This window comes from Asanoa hainanensis, from assembly GCF_900188485.1.
GTDB classification, from domain to species: domain Bacteria; phylum Actinomycetota; class Actinomycetes; order Mycobacteriales; family Micromonosporaceae; genus Asanoa; species Asanoa hainanensis.
In genome coordinates, this window is the sequence record NZ_FZPH01000031.1 from 24,600 (window position 1) to 43,841 (window position 19,242).

Consider the following 19,242-nt stretch of genomic DNA (forward strand, 5'->3'; position numbering starts at 1 on the left):
CCTCACAGGCGACGGTGAGCAGCACGGCAGTGGCGAGAAGGGCCCAGCGGGCAACGGTCCGCGACGAGATCGCGTTCATGGGAACACCGTTTCGAGAAAGAGAGAGGCGTCGCCGGCCGGGCGTCGTGCACGTCCTGTGCGCACATCAAGACGTAACCTCGTGCCCAGACGGGCGACAGGCCGTTCGGCTCTCTTTCCTCGGCCGAACGGTCAGCCCGCGGCGGCGGCCTCCGGCTGCGCGGCGGCCGGGCTCTCCGGCTTGACCGAGCGCAGCAGCACCGTGGCCACGTCGACCACCTCGACGCCGTCGGTGGCGCCGGCGGCCTGCTTGGCCGTGACTCCGTCGCTGATCATGGTGAAGCAGAACGGGCAGCCGACCGCGATCGTGTGGGCGCCAGTCGAGATGGCCTCCTCGACGCGCTCGATGTTGATCCGCTTGCCGATCCGCTCTTCCATCCACATCCGGGCACCGCCGGCGCCGCAGCAGAAGGACCGCTCGCTGTTGCGCGGCATCTCGGTCAGCTCTCCGCCGCCGGCCGAGGCCTGCAGCACCTCGCGCGGCGGGGTGAAGACCCGGTTGTGCCGGCCCAGGTAGCAGGGGTCGTGGTAGGTGACACCGCCGTCGACGGGCTGCACCGGGGTCAGCTTGCCCGACGCGACCAGGTCGGACAGGAGCTCCGTGTGGTGCACGACCTCGAAGCTGCCGCCGAGGGCGCCGTACTCGTTGCGCAAGGTGTTGAAGCAGTGCGGGCAGGACGCGACGATCTTCTTGACGCCCGCCTCGTTGAGCGTCTCGACGTTCTGCTGGGCCAGCATCTGGAAGACGAACTCGTTGCCCATCCGCCGGGCCGGGTCGCCGGTGCAGGTCTCGCCCTCGCCCAGGATCGCGAAGTCGACGCCGGCCTCGTGCAGCAGCGTCGCGACCGCCCGGGTCGTCTTCTTCGCCCGGTCCTCGAAGGCACCCGCGCAGCCGACCCAGAAGAGGTATTCGAAGTCGTCGCCGGCGCCGGCCCGCTTGACCTCGAAGTCCAGGCCCTTGGTCCAGTCTTCGCGGGTGTTCGGCGGCGCCCCCCAGGGGTTGCCCTTGTTCTCCAGGTTGCGCAGCATGACGCCGGCCTCGGACGGGAACGACGATTCGATCAGCACCTGGTAGCGGCGCATGTCGACGATGTGGTCCACGTGCTCGATGTCGACCGGGCACTGCTCGACGCACGCGCCGCAGGTGGTGCACGACCAGAGCACGTCGGGGTCGATCACGCCGCCGTCCGACGAGCCGCCGATCAACGGGCGGTCGGCCTCGGCCATCGCGAGGACGTCAACGCCCGCCAGCTGCTCCTGGCTCGCCTTCTCCTCGCCCGTCAGGTCCTTGCCGCCGCCGGCCAGCAGATAAGGCGCCTTCGCGTACGCGTGGTCGCGCAGCGACAGGACCAGCAGCTTCGGCGAGAGCGGCTTGCCGGTGTTCCACGCCGGGCACTGCGACTGGCAGCGGCCGCACTCGGTGCAGGTGGAGAAGTCCAGCAGGCCCTTCCAGGTGAACTGCTCGACCTGGGCGACGCCGAACTGGTCCTTCTCCGGGTCGGCCTCCTCGAAGTCGAGCGGCGCGCCGTTGGACATCATCGGCCGCAGGGCGCCGAGACCCGATCCGGCCGCGAGCTCCGGGTCGCGCTTGAAGAAGATGTTCGGGAAGGCCAGGAACCGGTGCCAGGCGACGCCCATCGTCACGTTCAACGAGATGACGATCAGCCAGGTCATCGAGATGACGATCTTGATCGCGGCGACCACCGGGGCCCCGGACTCCCAGGCCGGCAGCACCGAGCCCAGGCCGTGCGAGAGCGGCGCGGCCCAGGTGGGGAAGTCCAGGTGGTCGTTGGCGGCCTTGAAACCGCGGATCAGGAATCCGCAGACCAGCACGCCGACGATGACCCACTCGACGAAGTAGCCCTGCCACATGGTCGAACCGGTGAACCGGGACAGGCCGCGCGCCCGGCCCGGCCGGTTCCGCAGCCGCACCGAGATCAGGTAGAAGATGCCCAGGATGCCCAGGATGCCGAGGATCTCGGTGACGAAGCCGAAGACGACCCAGCCCGACAGCCAGGGAATGTGGCCCGTCGGCGTGACGACCTCGAAGTAGGCCTCCAGCACGAGCAGCGAGAGCACGATGAAAGCGGCCATCACGAACCAGTGGGCGGCGCCGATCGCGGACCACTTCAACATCCGGGTGTGGCCGGCGGTCTCCTTGAGCATGACCTTGGTCCGGGCACCCCAGGAGCCCAGGCGGGCCGGGTCTGGTTGGCCGAGCCGGACGACGGCGAGCATCCGCGTGACAGCGCGGACGGCGAGCGCGACCGCGACGAGCGTGATGAGACCCGCGATGGTCGTGCAGATGATCTCGACGACGCCCATGCGCGTAGCCTCCGTTGGCCTAGGTGTGGCTGATGACCAGGTTACGGCACAAGTTACTTATCAGTAACGTGAGCTGCGCCGCACCTGGTCGTCAGATCACCTTAGTAAATCGGAGATCAGCGCCAGCGGCTGAACACCGCGAGCGAGGCGACCATCGCACCGAACCCGATCGCCAGGTTCCAGTAGCTCCACGACGCCACCGGGTAGTTGGTGTCAGAGAGGTAGTAGACCACCAGCCAGGCGATGCCGAACGCGATCAGTGCGACCCCGGTCACCGGCAGCCACCGCGGGCTGGGCTTGCGGCTCGCCGCGACCGACGACGGGCGCACGTCGGTCGGAGGGGTGTAGACCTTCTTCTTGCGAACCTGCGACTTGGGCACGACGCTCTCTCCTGGTTGTGGTCCTCGCTCGGGCCTGTCAACCGGCGACGGTCCATGGCCAATAATGTTCGCCAGCTAGCGTAATCAACGCGGCGCGTCGCGGCCATGGACGGGCGGCACCGGGTTATGGGAATAATCCGGCAACCGGATCGACAAGCGTGCACGGAGGAGGAACCGGTGCGGAACTCGTCTGTCTGGCGGGCCGGTCTGCGCCGGGTGGCGCGGGTCCGGAAACCCCGCACGGTCTGGTCGGCCCTGGTGCCGCTGATCGCGCTGGCCGCCGGGCTGCTTTTCACCACGACAGCCCGCACCGCCGACGGTACCGCGCTGCGCGAGGATCGCCGCCCCCGGCTGGCCCAGGTGGTCGAGGAGGAGCGCGCCCGGGTGACGGCCAGCCAGCAGAAGGCCCGCGAGCTCGCCGAGGCGGTCAAGACCCAGACCGACTCGCTGGCCCACACCGACGGGCCGATCCGCGCCGAGAGCCAGCGGGCGCAGGGCATGGAACCGGCCGCCGGGTTCACCGCGGTGCACGGCCCCGGCTTGACCGTGCGGCTCGACGACGCGCCCCAGCGGTCGGGTGACCGGCCCGACGGGGTCCGCCCCGATGATCTCGTGGTCCACCAGGGCGACGTGCAGGCCGCCGTCAACGCCCTCTGGGCCGGCGGTGCGGAGGCTATGTCGATCATGGGGGTCCGGGTTTTGTCCACCAGCGCGGTACGCTGCGTCGGCAACACCTTGCTCTTGCACGGACGTGTCTACTCACCACCGTTCGTGATCACGGCGATCGGTGATCCCAACGCGATGCGACAGGCATTGGGAGAATCCGACGGCGTACGTCTCTTCAAAGACGCTGTGGATCACTTCCAGCTCGGCTATCAAGAGACGGTGGAGAAGGACGTGACGATACCCGCGTTCGAGGGGTCAAGCGCCCTCCGATCAGCAAAGGTGACTTCATGAGGCTTTTGCCGTCATGACGGGCGACCAGAACGGCCGTCACCGCGCGCCCGACGCCAACGATGCGACCGCGGTCATCCCCCGGGTGATCGAGCGGACGACCGCTGACGCGGTGCCGGCGCGTCCGGCGCCGACCGCACGGCCGCACCCCCGACCACTGGAAGCACCGGCCGACTCCCGGACTCCGGTGCGCGACGTCCCGGTGACCCCAGGCCCGACGCTGCGGCCGCCCGCGCCCGAGGCCAGCCCGGACACGACAGCGGTGATCCCGAGGATCACGGCACCGGCCGCAAAGACATCACCGCCGTCGCCGCCGCCCGCGGCCACGGCACCGCCCGTGGTGCCGGCGCCGACCGCGAAGACGGCGGTCACGGTCCCGGCCTCACCGGCTGCCGATGCGACCGCGGTGATCCCCAAGGTCACTGTGGTCCCGGCGCCGGTGCCGGCGCCGGCACCGAAGCCCGCGCCGGTCACGTCGCCCGACGCGACCGCGGTAATCCCGAAGGTGATCGACGAGACGACCGTCATTCCACGGGTGCCGAGCGCGCAGACGCTGGCCACCCAGTCACCCGACCTGACCACCGTGATGGGTGCGGTGCCGCCGGCGCCGGACAAGCCGGACCCGGCCGACCTGCCCGCCCCGCCGCCGGCGCCGCGCCGCGGCGAGAAGGTCGTGCGCCTGCGGGCCGAGAACGTCGGCGACGACTACAAGAGCGTCTACTCCGAGCTCACCCGGCCGACGGTCTGGTCCCGCATCCGGTCCGGCATCCGGGTCGGCGGCGAACTGATGATCACCTTCGGCCTGGTGGTGCTGCTCTTCGCGGCGTACGAGGTCTGGGGTGTCGGTGTCGTCCAGGGCGGCAAGCAGGACGCGCTGGCCGGCGCGCTCGAACAGCAGTGGGCCAACGAGCCCGGCGACGACCCCACGGTCGGCCCGACGCCCCCCGCCGGCCAGGGTGGCCTGGGCTCCAAGATCCATGGCATCGCGAAGCTCTACATCCCGGCGCTCGGCCAGCAGTGGGTGGTCGTCGACGGGGTCACCCAGGCCGACATCCGCTACGCGCCCGGCCACTACCCGGACACCGCACTGCCGGGCCAGATCGGCAACTTCTCCGTCGCGGGCCACCGCAACCGGGCGACCTTCTGGCGGCTCGACGAGCTCGACAACGGCGATTCCATCGTCGTCGAGGACAAGAAGAACTGGTACATCTACCACGTCGTGAAGACCCGGATCGTCAAGCCGACCCAGGTCGAGGTGGTCGCGCCGGTCCCAATGCTGCCGGGCTCGAAGCCGACGAAGGCGATGGTCACGCTGACCACCTGCAACCCGAAGTTCGACAACTACCAGCGCCTGATCGTGCACGGCGAGCTGGTGCGCACCCAGCCGAAGTCGCAGGGCGACCCGGCCGAGCTGGGAGGCTGAGCGATGTACGCGTGGATCTGGCGCAAGCTGCCGTTCGACGGCGTCATCGGCAAGCTGCTGACCTCGCTCGTGCTGCTCACGGGCATACTCGCGCTGTTCTGGTTCGTCGTGTTCCCGTGGGCCGAGCCCCTGCTGCCGTTCGACGACGTGCAGGTGACCCAGGAGGGCGGGATCCCGGGCGCACCGGCCGCCGACGACCCGGGCCTGATCGGCCCGTCGGCCGACCCGCGCGAGTCGAACCTCGACGACCACGACATCCCGTACTCGACCGCGACCGACAACCCGCTTCCGAGGTAACACACCATGCGCGTGCTGGTGATCGACAACTACGACTCGTTCGTCTTCAACCTGGTGCAATATCTGGGCCAGCTCGGAGTCGAGTGTGACGTACGTCGCAACGACGAGCTCGACCTGGCCGACGTCGGCCGCGCCGGCGCCGCCGGTGTGCTGCTCTCTCCGGGGCCGGGCACGCCCGAGAAGGCCGGGATCTGCATCGACGTGATCAAGGAGTACGCGGGCGAGCTGCCGATCTTCGGTGTCTGCCTCGGGCACCAGGCGATCGGTGCCGCGTTCGGCGCGACCGTGACGCGGGCACCGGAGCTGCTGCACGGCAAGACCTCGCTCGTGCACCACGGCGGCCTGGGCGTGCTCGGTGGGCTCCCGGACCCGTTCACCGCCACCCGCTACCACTCGCTCGCGGTGCTGCCGGAGACGCTGCCCGACGAGCTCGAGGTGACCGGTGCGACCGAGTCCGGCGTCGTGATGGCCATGCGGCACCGCACGCTGCCGATCGAGGGCGTGCAGTTCCACCCCGAGTCGGTGCTGACCGAGGGCGGCCACCTGATGCTCGCCAACTGGCTGGCGGCCTGCGGCCACCCCGAGGCGCTGGAGCGGGCCCCGGAGCTCTCGGCCGAGGTCGACGCCCGCCGCCGAGCCGCGTTCGCCGCCGCCTGACCGGCGGCGGCGCGGCGCGCGCGACTTAGTTCTTGTGCGCCCGGTCCTCGCCGATGATCGGCTTGCCGCCGCCGATGCCGGGCAGGATGTCGCCGATCCCGCCGTTGTTGCCGCCGGCCGGCGGTGAGCTCGGGTCACCCGACGGCGGGTCGTCGGGCTCCTCGAACACCGTAACGGTGATCGTCACCGTGTCCTTGAGCTTGGCTTCCTGGTCGGCATTGGGATCCTGGTCGATCACCTTGTCGGCCAGGTTCTCGCTCTGGACGGGCTGGCCTTCCTCGACGTCGACCTTGAAGCCAGCCTGTTCCAGCAGAGCCTCGGCGACCTCGCGGGACTTGCCGACCACGTTCGGCACCTTCTTGAGCTGGCCGTTGGAGATCTCGACCTTGATCTTGGTGCCGGGCTTGACCGAGGTGCCGGCCTTGTCGACCCTGATGACCGTGTTCTCCGGCTGAGAGCTGTTGACCTCGTCGAAGTCCGGCGTGAGCTTGCGGGTCTCGAACTCGCGCTCGACGTCGGCCTTGGTCCGGCCCTTGAGGTCGGGCACCTCCACCGTGCCAGGACCCGCGCAGACGGTCAGCGTCACCGTGCTGTTCTTCTCGACCTTCTCACCGCCCGACGGGTTCTGCTTCGTGACGGTGTTCTCCGCGCACTCGGGATCTTCCTGCCGCGCGGTCTCGACGACGAAGCCGTCGGCCTGAAGCGCCTGCGTGGCGGCGGCGACCGGCTGGCCGAGCACCGAGGCCACCTCGACCTTCTCGCCCCGGGCGTTCTGCACCAGCAGGCCGGCGACCAGCGCGATCACGGCGAGCACGCCGAGCACGCTCAGCACGCCCAGCACCCAGTTGGAGCGCTTGCGCCGCTGCGCGTCGCCGACCGCGGCGGCCGGGATCGTGCGCGTCGCCGCGCCCTGCGGCCCGCGGACCACGGCCGTGGCGGCGTTGGCCGCGCCCATCGGCATGGTCTCCTGGTCACGCATCACCGGAGTGGCCATGACCGGCCGGCCGGTGGCCGCACGGAGCACGTCGGCCCGCATCTCGCCGGCGCTCTGGTAGCGGTTGAGCGGGTTCTTGGACAGCGCCTTGAGCACGATCGCGTCGATCGGCGGCGTCACGTCGCGGTTGATCTCGCTCGGCGCCCGCGGGTCTTCCCGCACGTGTTGGTAGGCCACGCTGACCGGGCTGTCGCCAACGAACGGCGGGTGCCCGCACAGGAGCTCGAACAGCACGCAGCCGGCCGCGTAGACGTCGGAACGGGCGTCGACCGCCTCACCCCGGGCCTGCTCCGGCGACAGATATTGTGCCGTGCCGATCACCGCGCTGGTCTGCGTCATGGTGGTCGCGCCGCTGGCCAGGGCCCGGGCGATGCCGAAGTCCATGACCTTGACCTGGCCGTTCTGCGTGAGCATCACGTTGCCGGGCTTGATGTCGCGGTGGATGATGCCGTGCCGGTGGCTGAACTCCAGCGCGGCGCAGATGTCGGCGGTGATCTCCAGAGCCCGGCGCGGCTGCAACCGGCCCTCGGCGGCCAGCACCTCCTTGAGGGTGCGGCCGTTGACGAACTCCATGACGATGAACGGCAGCGTCTCGCCCGTCGGGGCGATCTCCTCGCCGGTGTCGTAGACGGCGACGATGGCCGGGTGGTTGAGCGAGGCGGCGTTCTGCGCCTCCCGCCGGAACCGCATCTGGAACGTCGCGTCGCGGGCGAGGTCGGTGCGGAGCATCTTGATCGCGACGTCCCGGCCGAGCCGGAGGTCACGGCCACGGTGCACCTCGGCCATGCCGCCGTATCCGAGCAGCTCGCCGACCTGATACCTGCCACCCAGCAGGCGGGCCTGCGTCATCTCGTCAACATTCCTTCGCTTGTCATCCCGATGTGGAGGATTCGCTCTCCAAGACGGTACGGGGCATTTGCCGCCTCGGTTCCACCGGTCGGTAGATGAAGCGGGGTCGTTACCTTCCCCGCGGGAGCCATCGGGGGGGCGCCGTTGTTTTCCGTGCTGTTCTTTTGACTGAGCTGGTAGGAGATGACCCCGGCACAGATCAGCACCAACGCGCCGAGTATCACCGCCAACACGATCAGTAACCGCCGCCCTCCGCTGCTTGGCTCGGCGGCAGAGGGCACCGACGCGTAACCGTATCCTGCGGAAGCGGGAGGCCGGTTTGCCGGCACGCTCGGGTAGCCACCGCGCGCTGCCGGACTACTCACCACGGGTGACGAAGGTCGATGCGGCGGCGGGGCCGGGTTGCCACGCGGCGGGGTCGGCTTGACCGGGCCCGGCACGGTGGCCCGCCCGCTCGGTGCCAGCGCGGGCGAGGCGGGCGCGCCCGAGATCGGCCCGGCGGTCGGCGGGGCGGCCGGGGTGACGGGGCGGTGTGGCTGGGCCGGCGCCGCCAGGGTCGTCGCGGCCTGCCGGGACACGGCCGAGAACGCCGAGGCGGTGGGCCAGCGGGCGGTCGGGTCCTTGGCCATCGCGCGGTCGACGATCGACCGGATCGCTGGCGGGATGTCACCCGGCAACGGGCGGGCGGTCTCCCGGACGTGCTTCATGGCGATCTCGAGCGGGTTGTCGCCCTCGAACGGGCGACGCCCGGACAGGCACTGGTAGGCGACCACGCCCAGGGCGTACACGTCGGAGGACGGGGTGGCGATCGCACCCGCCGCCTGCTCCGGCGAGATGTAGGAGGCGGTGCCGAGCACCGAGCCGGCCGCGGTGAGCTGGCCGACGATCGCCGAGCGGGCGATGCCGAAGTCGGTCAGGACCAGCGTGCCGTTCGGTCGTACGAGCAGGTTGCCGGGCTTGACGTCGCGGTGGACGATGCCCTTCTCGTGCGCCGCCTGCAGTGCGTCGGCCGCCTGGGCGACCAGCGCCATCGTGCGGGCCGGGGTCAGCCGGCCGACCCGGCTCAGCGTGCGGGACAGCGCGTCGCCCTCGACATATTCCATGACCAGGAAGGCGATCTGCTGGTCGCTGCCGTAGTCGTAGACGTCGACGACGCCCGGGTGGTTGATCGTCGCCATCGTGCGGGCCTCGCCCCGGAACCGCTCGGCGAAGCCCGGCTCGTCGAGCAGGGCGGGCAGCAGGATCTTGACCGCGACCGTGCGGCCGAGCACCTCGTCGGTGCCGCGCCAGACGTCGCCCATGCCGCCGCCGGCGATGCGCTCGTCGAGGCGGTACCGGCCGCCGAGCATGACCCCGGGACTGATCACCTCAGCTGCCCTCCGCGTCGGTGACCACCGCGCGCATGATCTGGCCGGCGATCCGGGCCGCCTCGCCGCTGCCGCCGCTGCCGGCCTCCTGGAGGAAGACGGCGACCGCGCTGACCGGCTGGCCGTCCTTCATCGCGAAGCCGATGAACCAGCCGTGGTCCTTGCGGTCCGGCGCGGACTGGGCGGTGCCGGTCTTGCCACCGACCACGATGTTGTCGATCTGGGCGTTGCGGCCGGTGCCGTTCTCGACCACGTTGACCATCATGTCCTGCAGCTCACGGGCCACCGCGCTGCTGACGACGGAGCCGTTGAGCTCCTTCGGCGTGGCCGTGTAGTGCGAGGTCGTGCGGTCGGGACCGAGCAGCTTCTGCACGAGGTAAGGCCGCATCTGCCGGCCGTTGTTGGCCACGGCGGCGGCGATCAGCGCACCCTGCAGCGGGGTCATCCGGACGTTGTTCTGGCCGATGCCGCTCTGCGCCAGCGCGGCCGGGTCGTCGCCGCCGTCCGGGTTCTTGATGTCGCCGGTCTCGCTCGTGGCGACCGGCAGGCCTTCGGCGTTGAGCCGCCCGCAGGTGAGGTCCGTCTGGCCGAAGCCGAACTTGCGCGCCTCGTCCTTGATCTTGTCGGCACCAAGTGCCACCGCGAGTTGGGCGAAGCCGGTGTTGCACGACTCGGTCAGCGCCTCACGCAGGGAGACCTGCGACTCGGGGCAGATCGACGCGGCCGCGTTGCGGATGTCGGTGCCGGACGTCGGCGCGCGGTAGACCGGGCCGGCCGGGATCTGGGTCTGCTGGGTGTAGCCGTTCTCCAGCGCCGCCGCGGCGTCGATCACCTTGAACGTCGAGCCGGGCGGGTACGTCTCGCTCAGCGCGCGGTTGATCAGCGGCTTGTCCGGGTCGCTGTCGAGCTTGTCGAAGGCCGCCTCGGCGGCGTTGGTGTCGTGGCTGACCAGCGGGTTCGGGTCAAAGCTCGGCATGGAGACGAGGGCCTGCACCGCGCCCGTGCGCGGGTTGATCGCCACCGCGGCGCCCTTGTCGGCGCCGACCCGGTTGTTGGTCATCTCCTTGAAGGCCGTCTCCTGCGCACGCTTGGAGAGGCTGAGCAGCACGCTGCCGCCCGGCGTCTTCTCGCCCGTCCACAGGTCGGAGATCCGGTCGGCGACCAGCGCGTCGGAGGTGCCGGCGAGGAACTCGTCCTCGCTGCGCTCGATGCCGGTGGCCGCGAGGTTGACCGGGTTGTAGCCGACGACGTGCGCGTACGCCTCGTCCGCCGGGTACTGCCGGATGTACTTGAGCTCGCCGTCGGTCGGCTTGCTGGTGGCCAGCGCGGTGCGGCCGGCCTCGATCACGCCGCGCTCCCGCTCGTACTCCGCGATCTGCACCCGGCCGTTGTAGTCGCTGTTGCGGTATTCGTCCGCCTTGTAGGCCTGCACCCAGTTGAGGTTGGCGAAGAGCAGCGCGAAGAGAACCAGGACGACGACGCCGACCCGGCGCAGTGGTGCGTTCACGGCTTGATCACCTCCGTGGGTGCCCCGTGCAGTTGCGCGGGAGCACTCGCTGTCGCGCCGCTCGGTCGGGCCGAAGCCGACCCTTCGACCGGGCGCCGTGCGGCGTCGGAGACGCGCAGCAGCAGAGCGATCAGCATCCAGTTGGCCATCAGTGACGAGCCACCGGCGGACAGGAATGGGGTGGTCTGGCCGGTCAGCGGGATCAACCGGCTGATTCCACCCACGATGACGAACACCTGCAGACCCAGCGTGAAGGCTAGGCCGCCGGCGAGCAGCTTGCCGAACGAGTCGCGCACCGCGAGACCGGCACGCAGGCCGCGCTGCACGATCAACAGGTAGACGATCAGCAGCGCGGAGAGCCCGAAGAGCCCGATCTCCTCGCCGAGCCCGGCGAAGATGAAGTCGTTGTGTACCTCAGGGATCTTGGTCGGCTGGCCGCCGCCCGGGCCGGTGCCGAACAGCCCGCCGCTGCCCAACCCGAGCAGCGACTGCACGAGTTGGTAACCGCGCTCGTACGGGTCGGAGAACGGGTCGAGCCAGATCTCGGCGCGCTGGTAGAAGTTGGCGAACGGGCCGCCGACCGAGGCGCCCAGCAGGTACGCGGCGTATGCGCCACCGAAGAAGAGCAGCAGGCCGATGATCAGCCAGCTCACCCGCTCGGTGGCGATGTAGAGCGTGACCACGAACATGCCGAAGTAGAGCAGCGAGGTGCCGAGGTCCTTCTCGAAGACCAGGACCAGCAGACTGACCGCCCAGACCGCGAGCACCGGACCCAGGTCGCGGCCGCGCGGGAAGTCGACGCCGAGCACCCGCCGGCTGGCCAGCGAGAGCACCTCGCGCTTGCGCACCAGGTAGTAGGCGAAGAAGGCGAGCAGGGCCAGCTTGGCGAACTCACCCGGCTGGATCTGGAAGCCGCCGATCCTGATCCACAGCTTGGCGCCGTTGATCTCGGAGAACCGCCCGGGCAGCAGGGCCGGGATCAACACCAGGACGATGCCGCCCAGGCCCAGCGTGTACGCGTACCGCGAGATCGCCCGGTGGTCCTTGACCACGAGCAACACGATCGCGGCGAACACGACCGCGATCAGCGTCCAGGCGAGCTGGCGGCCACCCGTGCCCGCGAAGATCGGGTAGGTGAGCCGCTCGGCGGCCGGCGCCTCGGCCAGGTCCAGCCGGCGCAGGAACGCCACGCCGATCCCGTTGAGCAGGGCGACGGCCGGGATGAGCGCCGGGTCGGCGTACGGCGCCGTGTAGCGCACCACCAGGTGCAGGCCGAGGAACAGCGCGCTGAGGATCGCCGCCGGCACCCAGAAGTTGCCGGTGATCGTGTCGAACATGGTGAGCTGGATGGTCGCGCTGTAAGCCGCGACCAGCGCCATCGCAAAGCCGAGCAGAGCCAGCTCGGCATTGCGACGGGTCTGGACGTCACGGACGCGCGGAAGCTCACCCGTCGCCGCGGGTGTGTTGATCGAACCGGCCTGCGAACTCACGATGTCAGTTCGACGGCCGGCAGTCCGCCGGATCGATGACCGGTGGGACGGTGTCGGTCGGCGTCCCGTCAGGCACCGCGGTGGCTGAGCCGATGCTGCTCGGCGGCGTGCTCGTCGGAGCCGTCGCGCCGACCGTCGGGCTGGCCGGCGGCACCGTCGGCGTGTTCAGCTGCTCACCCGCGGTGTTCGCGGGCGGGCAGGCCGGCTTGAGGTTGGGGTTGGTCGGGTCGTCGGTCGTCAGCTCCGCCAGCCGGCGCTGCGCGTCGGCTTCGCTGTTGGCCTGGATGCCCTGCTTGACCCGCTCCTGCGCGACCGAGGTGAGCTCGTCGAGGCTGGTGGCGCTCGTCGACTGCACGCTCGACAGGTCGACGCCCGCGATCTGGCCCGGCACGCCGCGGAACACGGCGAGCTGGCCCTCCTCGGTGGCACCGACGTAGAACTGCTGCTGGGTGACCCGCCAGCCGGCCCAGAGGCCGCCGCCGAGGATGATCAGCAGCACGCCGAGCAGCACCGCCGTGCGCACCGGCCGCCGGCGACGCCGTTCGCCGTCGTCTTCGTGTGCGCCGCCGCGACCGTTGGCCTCGGCGGGCAGGTTCTGGTCGGGCACCGCCGCGCGGGGCGCGGAGAGGGCCGCCGAGGCGCGCGCGGCGGGCGTGTCGGCGCCGGCCGAGGTCGCGTTGCCCCGGTCGCGGGCCGCCGCACCGCCGACGATCGGCGCCTGCTCGACGATGTCCTGGTCGGTCGCGTCCGCGACGACCACGGTGATGTTGTCGGGGCCACCGCCGCGCAGCGCGAGCGCGACCAGCCGTTCGACGCACTGCTGCGGGTCGACGAAGTCGCGCAACGACTCGGCGATCGTCTCGGCGCTGACCACGCCGGAGAGCCCGTCGCTGCAGATCAGGTAGCGATCGCCGCGCAGCACCTGCCGGACGGAGTATTCAGGGTCGATGTCGCGGCCGTCGAGCGCGCGGGTGAGCAACGACCGCTGCGGGTGGCTGCTCGCCTCCTCGGCGCTGATCCGGCCCTCGTCGACGAGCATCTGAACGTACGTGTCGTCCTTGGTGATCTGCGCGAACTCGCCGTCGCGGAGCATGTAGGCGCGCGAGTCACCGATGTGCACCATGCCGATCTTGCTGCCCGAGAACAGGATGGCGGTGAGCGTGGTGCCCATGCCCTCGAGCTGCGGGTTGGCATCGACGGTGTCGCGCAGTTGTTGGTTGGCGGTATCGACAGCCGTGCGCAGCGCGTCGACGAGGGCGTCACCTGGGACGTCCTCGTCGAGCGGGGCCATGGCTCCGATGACGATGTTGCTCGCGACGTCACCGGCGGCCATGCCGCCCATGCCGTCGGCAACGGCGAGCAGCCGCGGTCCGGCGTAGACGGAGTCTTGATTTCCGTCCCGGATCAGACCGCGGTCACTGCGGGCCGCGTAACGCAGTGTCAGTGTCATGGCCGTAACTCGAGTGAAGTGCGGCCGATACGGATCGGCACGCCGAGGGGGACGGGGGTCGGTCCGGTGACCTTAGCGCGATCGAGATACGTCCCGTTCGTCGAGCCCAGGTCTTCCACGAACCACTGCCCTGACCTGGGAACAAGCCGGGCGTGACGCGCCGACGCGTAATCGTCGGTGATCACCAGTGTCGAGTCCTCGGCGCGGCCGATCGTAATCTGGCCATCACCGAGCGTGATTCGCGTGCCGGCGAGCTGACCCGCGGTCACCACCAGTTGGTGAGCCGCGCGGCCCCGCTTCACCTTGGCCGGCCGCGTTTGACCGGTCGACGCACCCACCCCCCGTGGTGCGGCGACCAGCCTGCTGGATCGGGCCCCGGCGAAGAGGTCACGCCGGATCACACCCACGACTGTGAACACGAAGATCCACAGCAGAATGAGGAATCCGATCCGGGCGACTTCGACGACGAAATCTCCGGCCAACGGGCTAACCGTCCACGCGGAACGTCAGCGTCGTCGTGCCGAGCTGGATCATGTCGCCGGGGTTGAGCGCCACGGCCGAGACGCGCTGGCCGTTGACCATCGTGCCGTTGGTCGAGCCGAGGTCCGTGAGGACGACCTGCGCACCGTCGAAGTCGAGCCGGGCGTGTCGCCGCGAGATCCCGACGTCGGGGAGGCGCAGGTTGGCCTGGTCGCCCCGGCCGATCACGGTCGAGCCCATCTGCAGCGGGTACGTCCGGCCATCGCCGGAGACCAGCCGGATGTTGCGCCCGCCCGCGCCGCCACCACCGCCGTGCATCGGGGGCTGCCCGTAGCCCTGGTCGTAGGGCTGCTGATAGCCGCCCCCGCCACCCTGCTGGTCGTAGCCCTGCTGCACCGGGGCGACGTCGCCGCCGGTGTAGACCTCGGCCGTGACCCGGAACATGCCCGTGTCGAGGCCGTCGCCACGCTCGATCTCGACGATCACGTCGCCGTAGACCGTCCACGCCTGCTCACCGATGAACTCAGCCTGAGACTGCGCGAGTTCCTGGGCGAGCGCGGCCGCGTACGGCGCGAGCCGGCTGTGGTCATAGGGAGATAGGTCAATCACGTAGCGGTTCGGCACCAGAGTCCGCCCGCCGGCCAGGATAGCCTTGTGCGCCTCCGCCTCCCGCTGCATGGCGTTGAGGATCTCCACAGGGTGGACGACCCCCTTGAACACCTTGGCGAAGGCCCCTTCGACCAGGCCTTCCAAACGCTTCTCGAAGCGTTGCAGCACGCTCACCGGCTCCTCCTCGGGTTCCGAGGCCATGATGGTATCCGGCCGGGGCACATGCAGTCCGCATGGCGACCGACCGACTGTCAGCGCCGGTCTCCGTGGAGCGCCGTGGGAGCGCTGCCGCGCGTGGCGTCTGGGGAGACCGAGCCCGCCACCGGAGTGGCGGGCAACGCCGTGTTAGTCTTCCCAGGCGCCGCGAGCGGCAACCGCCCACGGCCACCGGCATGGATAGCGTAATATGTGCCGGCAGCTGTTCCCGGGGAAGTGGCGGAATGGCAGACGCGCACGGTTCAGGTCCGTGTGCCCGAAAGGGCGTGGGGGTTCAACTCCCCCCTTCCCCACCATGACGTTAAGGCTCCGCGACTCGCGGAGCCTTAACGTTATGCACCCCTGATTGCCGAGCAGCACCTGGAGTTGAGGCGTGTCCGTCGCGTTGGTCACCGGTTCCGGAGGCTTGATCGGCTCGGAGGCCACCCGGCATTTCGCCGGCCTGGGCCTCGACGTCGTTGGCATCGACAACGACATGCGGCGCTACTTCTACGGCGAAGACGGCTCGACCGCCTGGAGTGTCGCGAGCCTCGGCAAGGACCTCGGCGGTGCGTACACCCACTACGAGACCGACATCCGGGACCGGGCCGGGCTCGAGCAGATCTTCAAGAAATACGGCTCCGACATCGCCGTGGTGATCCACACCGCCGGTCAGCCCTCGCACGACTGGGCCGCCAAGGAGCCGTTCACCGACTTCGACGTCAACGCCGTCGGCACCCTCAATGTGCTGGAGAACACGCGCGCCCACGCGATCGAGGCGCCGTTCATCTTCTGCTCGACCAACAAGGTCTACGGCGACCGGCCCAACAGCCTGCCGCTGGTCGAGCTCGAAACTCGTTATGAAATCGCGTCCGACCACGCGTACGCGGACGGCGTGACCGAGGACATGTCGATCGACGACTCCATGCACTCGATCTTCGGGGTCAGCAAGGTCGCCGGCGACGTGATGGTCCAGGAATACGGTCGCTACTTCGGCATGAAGACGGCCGCGTTCCGGGGCGGCACGCTGACCGGCCCGGCGCACTCGGCGGCCGAGCTCCACGGCTTCCTCGGCTACGTGATGCGCTGCGTGATGGAGGAGCGCACCTACAACCTCTTCGGCTACAAGGGCAAGATGGTCCGCGACGCCATCCACTCCCACGACGTGCTGACGGCGTTCGAGGCGTTCTTCCGTGCACCGCGCTCCGGTCAGATCTACAACCTGGGCGGCGGCCGCCACTCCAACACCTCGCACATCGAGGCGTTCGCGATCGCCAAGGAGATCTCCGGCCGGGAGCCGAAGATCAACTACGTCGAGCAGGCCCGGATGGGCGACCACCAGTGGTGGATCAGCAGCATGGCCCGCTTCCAGGAGCACTACCCCGACTGGAAGCAGACGTACGACGTGCCGATGATCCTGCGCGAGATCCACGACGCGAACGTCGACCGCTGGGTGCCCGGGTCGTGATCGACAAGGGCCGGCACAGCGTCCTCGGCGTCCTGGTCGACGCCGTCGACTATGAGACCGCGACCGCCCGCGTGATCGAGGCGGCGCACGAACGCCGGCCCATGGCGCTGACCGCGCTGGCCGTGCACGGCGTGATGACCGGCGTGCTCGACCCGCCGCACAACGCCCGGCTCAACTCGTTCGACGTGGTCACCCCCGACGGGCAGCCCGTGCGCTGGGGGCTCAACCTGCTGCACCGCGCCGGCCTGACCGACCGGGTCTACGGCCCGACGCTGACCCTGCGGGTGCTGGAGCGCTGTGCAGCCGAAGGGCTGCCGGTCTACCTCTACGGCTCGACCGACGAGACGCTCGCCCGCCTGGTCCCCGCGCTGGAGAAGATGTTCCCGGCGCTCAAGTTCGCCGGCGCCGAGCAGTCGAAGTTCCGGCTGGCCCGACCCGGCGAGGCCGTCGAGATCGCCGACCGGATCCGGGCGTCCGGCGCCCGGGTCGTGCTGGTCGGGCTCGGCTGCCCGCGACAGGAGATCTTCGCGTACGCGATGCGCCCCCTGCTCGACATGCCCCAGCTCGCCGTCGGCGCGGCCTTCGACTACCACGCCGGGCTGCTCCGCAAGCCGCCGGCGTGGATGCAGCGGGCCGCCCTGGAGTGGCTGTGGCGGCTCGGCCTCGAACCGCGCCGGCTGTGGCGCCGCTACGTGATCCTCAACCCGGCGTACCTCAGCCGGCTCTTCGCCCAGAAGCTCGGCATATGGAAAGCGACCCCGCCGCCACCGGCGACGGAGCCGCTCTCCGACTTCCCTGTCTAGAGGGTCAACGTCCAGCCGTTGATGGTGCCGGCGTCGCCGCCGAACAGGTCCTGCACCTTCAGCTTCCAGTTGCCGTTCGCCGACTCACCCGCCAGGTTGACGGTGTAGGTCACGTTCACGTTGGCGGCCGAGTCGTACGGGCTGGCCTTCTTCAGCCGGTAGACCGTGCCGTCCGGAGCGACCAGGTCGACCAGCAGGTCGCCCCGGAAGCTGTGCGTGATGTCGACGGCCACCGTCGACGTGCTCGACGGGCCGCGGTCGCAGCCGAGGATCCAGTTGGAGCTCGTCACCGCGCTGCCCAGGTCCGGGATCGCCACGTCGCCGCCGTTGCTGGCGGAGCAGCCACCCGGCCCGGCGACGACCGTCAACGTGTAGGTCGCCGAACGCGTGCCGCTGGTGCCCGTGCCTGTGATGGTCACCGGGTAGGTGCCCGCCGGGGTCGCACCCGAGGTGGCGATGGTCAGCGTCGACGAACCGCCCGACGTGACGGTGGTCGGGTTGAAGCTCGCCGTCGCGCCGGCCGGCAGACCGCTCGCCGTGAGCGCGACCGACTGCGTGGCACCGGTGTTGCTGGTGCCGACCGTGACCGTGGCCGGGTCACCCGCCAGGACCGCGCCGGAGGTCGGCGTCGCGGACACCCCGAAGTTGCTGGCCGGCGGCGCCTCCTTGACGAAGAGCAGCCGGTTCGGCGTGTCGGTGCCGGGGTTGATCACCTTGTCCGGCGTCGAGTTGGTGACCAGGTAGTCGCGCACCTGCTGGTTGGTCCAGCCCGGGTTGGTCGAGAGCACCAGGGCGGCCGCCCCGGCCACGTGCGGCGTCGCCATCGACGTGCCGTTGATGGTGTTCGTCGCCGTGTTGCTCGTCGCCCAGGCCGAGGTGATGGCGACGCCCGGGCCGAGGATGTCGACGCAGGTGCCGAAGTTCGAGAACGAGGCCGCGCCGTCGTTGATCCCCGTCGCACCCACCGTGATCGCGTTGGGCACGCGGGCCGGCGAGTAGTTGCACGCGTTCTGCCGCCGGCCGAGGAGGTCTCCGTTGCCGGCCGCGATCGCGAAGGTCAGCCCGGTGTCGATCGCGCCGTTGACCGCGTCGTCGAGCGCCACGCTTGCGTCGCCACCCAGGCTCATGTTGGCCACCGCGGGCTTGACCGCGTTGGCGGCGACCCAGTCGATGCCCGCGATCACCTGTGCGTCGGTGCCCTCACCCTGGCAGTTCAGCACGCGCACCGCGACCAGCTTGACGCCCTTGGCCACGCCGTACGTGTTGCCGCCGACCGTGCCGGCCACGTGCGTGCCGTGCCCGTGGCAGTCGTCGGCCGTGCCGCCGTCGATGGCGTCGAAGCCGCTGGTGGCCCGGCCACCGAAGTCCTGGTGCGTGGTCCGGATGCCGGTGTCGATGATGTACGCGTGCACGTTCGTCGCGGTGTTCGGGTACGTGTACGACTGGTTCAGCGGCAGATCCCGCTGGTCGATCCGGTCCAGGCCCCACGACGGCGGGTTGGTCTGCGTGCCGTACGCCTTCACCTTGTGGTTCTGCTCGACGTAGGCGACGGCCGGGTCGGCCGCGATCTTGCTTGCCTGCGCCGCGGTGGCCTTCAACTCGAACCCGCGCAGCGCGGTGCGGAACGTGTGGACCGCCGTGCCACCGGACCGGCCGGTCAACTTCTTGGCCTGACCGTCGACCGCGGCGACCGGCACGGCGTTGTCCTTCAGGACGACGATGTAGCTGCCGGCGACGGCGGTCGCACCACCGGCCCGCCGCACGATCCCGGACGGCTCGGCGGCGGCCGACGGCGCCGCGAACGTGAACACCGTCAAGGCGCTCACACCGACCAGGATGGACTTGCGTGGGAGTCTCATCTCCCGTTCTCCCCTCCTGTCCACGAACTGACCGCCCCGTTTGTGACATGGCCGTCC

General features: G+C 70.0%; 17 protein-coding genes and 1 tRNA gene. 7 read left to right on the plus strand and 11 right to left on the minus strand.

Going from position 1 to position 19,242, the window contains the following annotated elements; genetic code table 11:
- Positions 1 to 210: 210 nt before the first annotated feature.
- A complete protein-coding gene (locus CHC05_RS39035; RefSeq protein ID WP_089255700.1) occupies positions 211 to 2,403 on the minus strand; it encodes a (Fe-S)-binding protein in 2,193 nt (730 codons plus the stop codon).
- 116 nt (positions 2,404 to 2,519) lie between these two features.
- A complete protein-coding gene (locus CHC05_RS39040) occupies positions 2,520 to 2,783 on the minus strand; it encodes a cell division protein CrgA (RefSeq protein WP_089255701.1) in 264 nt (87 codons plus the stop codon).
- A 126-nt stretch (positions 2,784 to 2,909) separates the two neighbouring features.
- Here CHC05_RS39040 and CHC05_RS39045 point away from each other — a divergent pair, with 126 nt between their 5' ends.
- Positions 2,910 to 3,740, plus strand: coding sequence for a DUF881 domain-containing protein (locus CHC05_RS39045; protein ID WP_089255702.1), 831 nt, complete (start codon positions 2,910 to 2,912; stop codon positions 3,738 to 3,740).
- 36 nt (positions 3,741 to 3,776) lie between these two features.
- On the opposite strand, the gene CHC05_RS43565 is transcribed toward CHC05_RS39045, so the two are convergent.
- The gene (locus CHC05_RS43565; RefSeq protein WP_425426915.1) at positions 3,777 to 4,265 is read right to left on the minus strand and encodes a hypothetical protein; all 489 of its coding nucleotides are present in this window, start codon (positions 4,263 to 4,265) and stop codon (positions 3,777 to 3,779) included.
- Here CHC05_RS43565 and CHC05_RS39050 point away from each other — a divergent pair.
- The 3 genes from CHC05_RS39050 to CHC05_RS39060 are packed head-to-tail and all read left to right on the plus strand — an operon-like array spanning position 4,243 to position 6,114.
- On the plus strand, positions 4,243 to 5,160 hold the full coding sequence (locus CHC05_RS39050; RefSeq protein WP_425426916.1) for a class E sortase: 918 nt from the start codon (positions 4,243 to 4,245) through the stop codon (positions 5,158 to 5,160). The two genes, CHC05_RS43565 and CHC05_RS39050, sit on opposite strands and share 23 nt — an antisense overlap.
- Before the next feature lie 3 nt (positions 5,161 to 5,163).
- Entirely contained in the window at positions 5,164 to 5,457 is a 294-nt protein-coding gene (locus CHC05_RS39055) for a hypothetical protein (RefSeq protein ID WP_089255704.1), read from the plus strand.
- Between the two features lie 6 nt (positions 5,458 to 5,463).
- A complete protein-coding gene (locus CHC05_RS39060) occupies positions 5,464 to 6,114 on the plus strand; it encodes an aminodeoxychorismate/anthranilate synthase component II (protein ID WP_089255705.1) in 651 nt (216 codons plus the stop codon).
- A 25-nt stretch (positions 6,115 to 6,139) separates the two neighbouring features.
- Here CHC05_RS39060 and pknB read toward each other — a convergent pair whose 3' ends face one another.
- The 7 genes from pknB to CHC05_RS39095 all read right to left on the minus strand — a co-directional run bounded on the left by pknB (position 6,140) and on the right by CHC05_RS39095 (position 15,061).
- Positions 6,140 to 7,957, minus strand: coding sequence for a Stk1 family PASTA domain-containing Ser/Thr kinase (gene pknB, locus CHC05_RS39065; protein WP_089255706.1), 1,818 nt, complete (start codon positions 7,955 to 7,957; stop codon positions 6,140 to 6,142).
- Entirely contained in the window at positions 7,954 to 9,324 is a 1,371-nt protein-coding gene (locus CHC05_RS39070) for a serine/threonine-protein kinase (protein ID WP_089255707.1), read from the minus strand. Before CHC05_RS39070 ends, pknB begins: the two co-directional genes overlap by 4 nt.
- Before the next feature lies 1 nt (position 9,325).
- Entirely contained in the window at positions 9,326 to 10,831 is a 1,506-nt protein-coding gene (locus CHC05_RS39075; RefSeq protein ID WP_089255708.1) for a peptidoglycan D,D-transpeptidase FtsI family protein, read from the minus strand.
- Positions 10,828 to 12,210: an FtsW/RodA/SpoVE family cell cycle protein gene (locus CHC05_RS39080; RefSeq protein ID WP_089255729.1), complete on the minus strand. Its 1,383-nt coding sequence runs from the start codon at positions 12,208 to 12,210 to the stop codon at positions 10,828 to 10,830. The genes CHC05_RS39075 and CHC05_RS39080 overlap by 4 nt, the downstream gene beginning before the upstream one ends.
- Positions 12,211 to 12,325: 115 nt before the next feature.
- Positions 12,326 to 13,771, minus strand: a complete 1,446-nt coding sequence (locus tag CHC05_RS39085; protein ID WP_089255709.1) for a BofC C-terminal domain-containing protein — start codon at positions 13,769 to 13,771, stop codon at positions 12,326 to 12,328.
- Positions 13,768 to 14,253 carry an FHA domain-containing protein FhaB/FipA gene (locus CHC05_RS39090; protein ID WP_089255710.1) on the minus strand — a complete coding sequence of 162 codons (486 nt, stop codon included), beginning with the start codon at positions 14,251 to 14,253 and terminating at the stop codon, positions 13,768 to 13,770. Before CHC05_RS39090 ends, CHC05_RS39085 begins: the two co-directional genes overlap by 4 nt.
- Positions 14,254 to 14,257: 4 nt before the next feature.
- Complete coding sequence (locus CHC05_RS39095) at positions 14,258 to 15,061, minus strand: FHA domain-containing protein (protein ID WP_089255711.1); 804 nt, start codon at positions 15,059 to 15,061, stop codon at positions 14,258 to 14,260.
- Positions 15,062 to 15,286: 225 nt separating this feature from the next.
- Here CHC05_RS39095 and CHC05_RS39100 point away from each other — a divergent pair.
- The 3 genes from CHC05_RS39100 (at position 15,287) to CHC05_RS39110 (ending at position 17,326) form a co-directional block, all read left to right on the plus strand.
- Positions 15,287 to 15,372, plus strand: a tRNA-Leu gene (locus CHC05_RS39100).
- Between the two features lie 77 nt (positions 15,373 to 15,449).
- Positions 15,450 to 16,523 carry an NAD-dependent epimerase/dehydratase family protein gene (locus CHC05_RS39105; protein ID WP_089255712.1) on the plus strand — a complete coding sequence of 358 codons (1,074 nt, stop codon included), beginning with the start codon at positions 15,450 to 15,452 and terminating at the stop codon, positions 16,521 to 16,523.
- Positions 16,520 to 17,326: a WecB/TagA/CpsF family glycosyltransferase gene (locus tag CHC05_RS39110; protein ID WP_425426917.1), complete on the plus strand. Its 807-nt coding sequence runs from the start codon at positions 16,520 to 16,522 to the stop codon at positions 17,324 to 17,326. Before CHC05_RS39105 ends, CHC05_RS39110 begins: the two co-directional genes overlap by 4 nt.
- On the opposite strand, the gene CHC05_RS39115 is transcribed toward CHC05_RS39110, so the two are convergent.
- Complete coding sequence (locus CHC05_RS39115) at positions 17,323 to 19,185, minus strand: S8 family peptidase (RefSeq protein ID WP_089255713.1); 1,863 nt, start codon at positions 19,183 to 19,185, stop codon at positions 17,323 to 17,325. The two genes, CHC05_RS39110 and CHC05_RS39115, sit on opposite strands and share 4 nt — an antisense overlap.
- Positions 19,186 to 19,242: the final 57 nt, after the last annotated feature.

What these genes read in the sequence shown, in the direction of transcription:
- CHC05_RS39035 (WP_089255700.1), bottom strand. Translation starts at nt 2,403, where the DNA reads ATGGGCGTCGTCGAGATCATCTGCACGACCATCGCGGGTCTCATCACG.
- CHC05_RS39045 (WP_089255702.1), top strand. Translation starts at nt 2,910, where the DNA reads ATGGGAATAATCCGGCAACCGGATCGACAAGCGTGCACGGAGGAGGAA.
- CHC05_RS43565 (WP_425426915.1), bottom strand. Translation starts at nt 4,265, where the DNA reads ATGACGGTCGTCTCGTCGATCACCTTCGGGATTACCGCGGTCGCGTCG.
- CHC05_RS39055 (WP_089255704.1), top strand. Translation starts at nt 5,164, where the DNA reads ATGTACGCGTGGATCTGGCGCAAGCTGCCGTTCGACGGCGTCATCGGC.
- CHC05_RS39060 (WP_089255705.1), top strand. Translation starts at nt 5,464, where the DNA reads ATGCGCGTGCTGGTGATCGACAACTACGACTCGTTCGTCTTCAACCTG.
- pknB (WP_089255706.1), bottom strand. Translation starts at nt 7,957, where the DNA reads ATGACGCAGGCCCGCCTGCTGGGTGGCAGGTATCAGGTCGGCGAGCTG.
- CHC05_RS39080 (WP_089255729.1), bottom strand. Translation starts at nt 12,210, where the DNA reads ATGGCGCTGGTCGCGGCTTACAGCGCGACCATCCAGCTCACCATGTTC.
- CHC05_RS39085 (WP_089255709.1), bottom strand. Translation starts at nt 13,771, where the DNA reads ATGACACTGACACTGCGTTACGCGGCCCGCAGTGACCGCGGTCTGATC.
- CHC05_RS39095 (WP_089255711.1), bottom strand. Translation starts at nt 15,061, where the DNA reads ATGGCCTCGGAACCCGAGGAGGAGCCGGTGAGCGTGCTGCAACGCTTC.
- CHC05_RS39115 (WP_089255713.1), bottom strand. Translation starts at nt 19,185, where the DNA reads ATGAGACTCCCACGCAAGTCCATCCTGGTCGGTGTGAGCGCCTTGACG.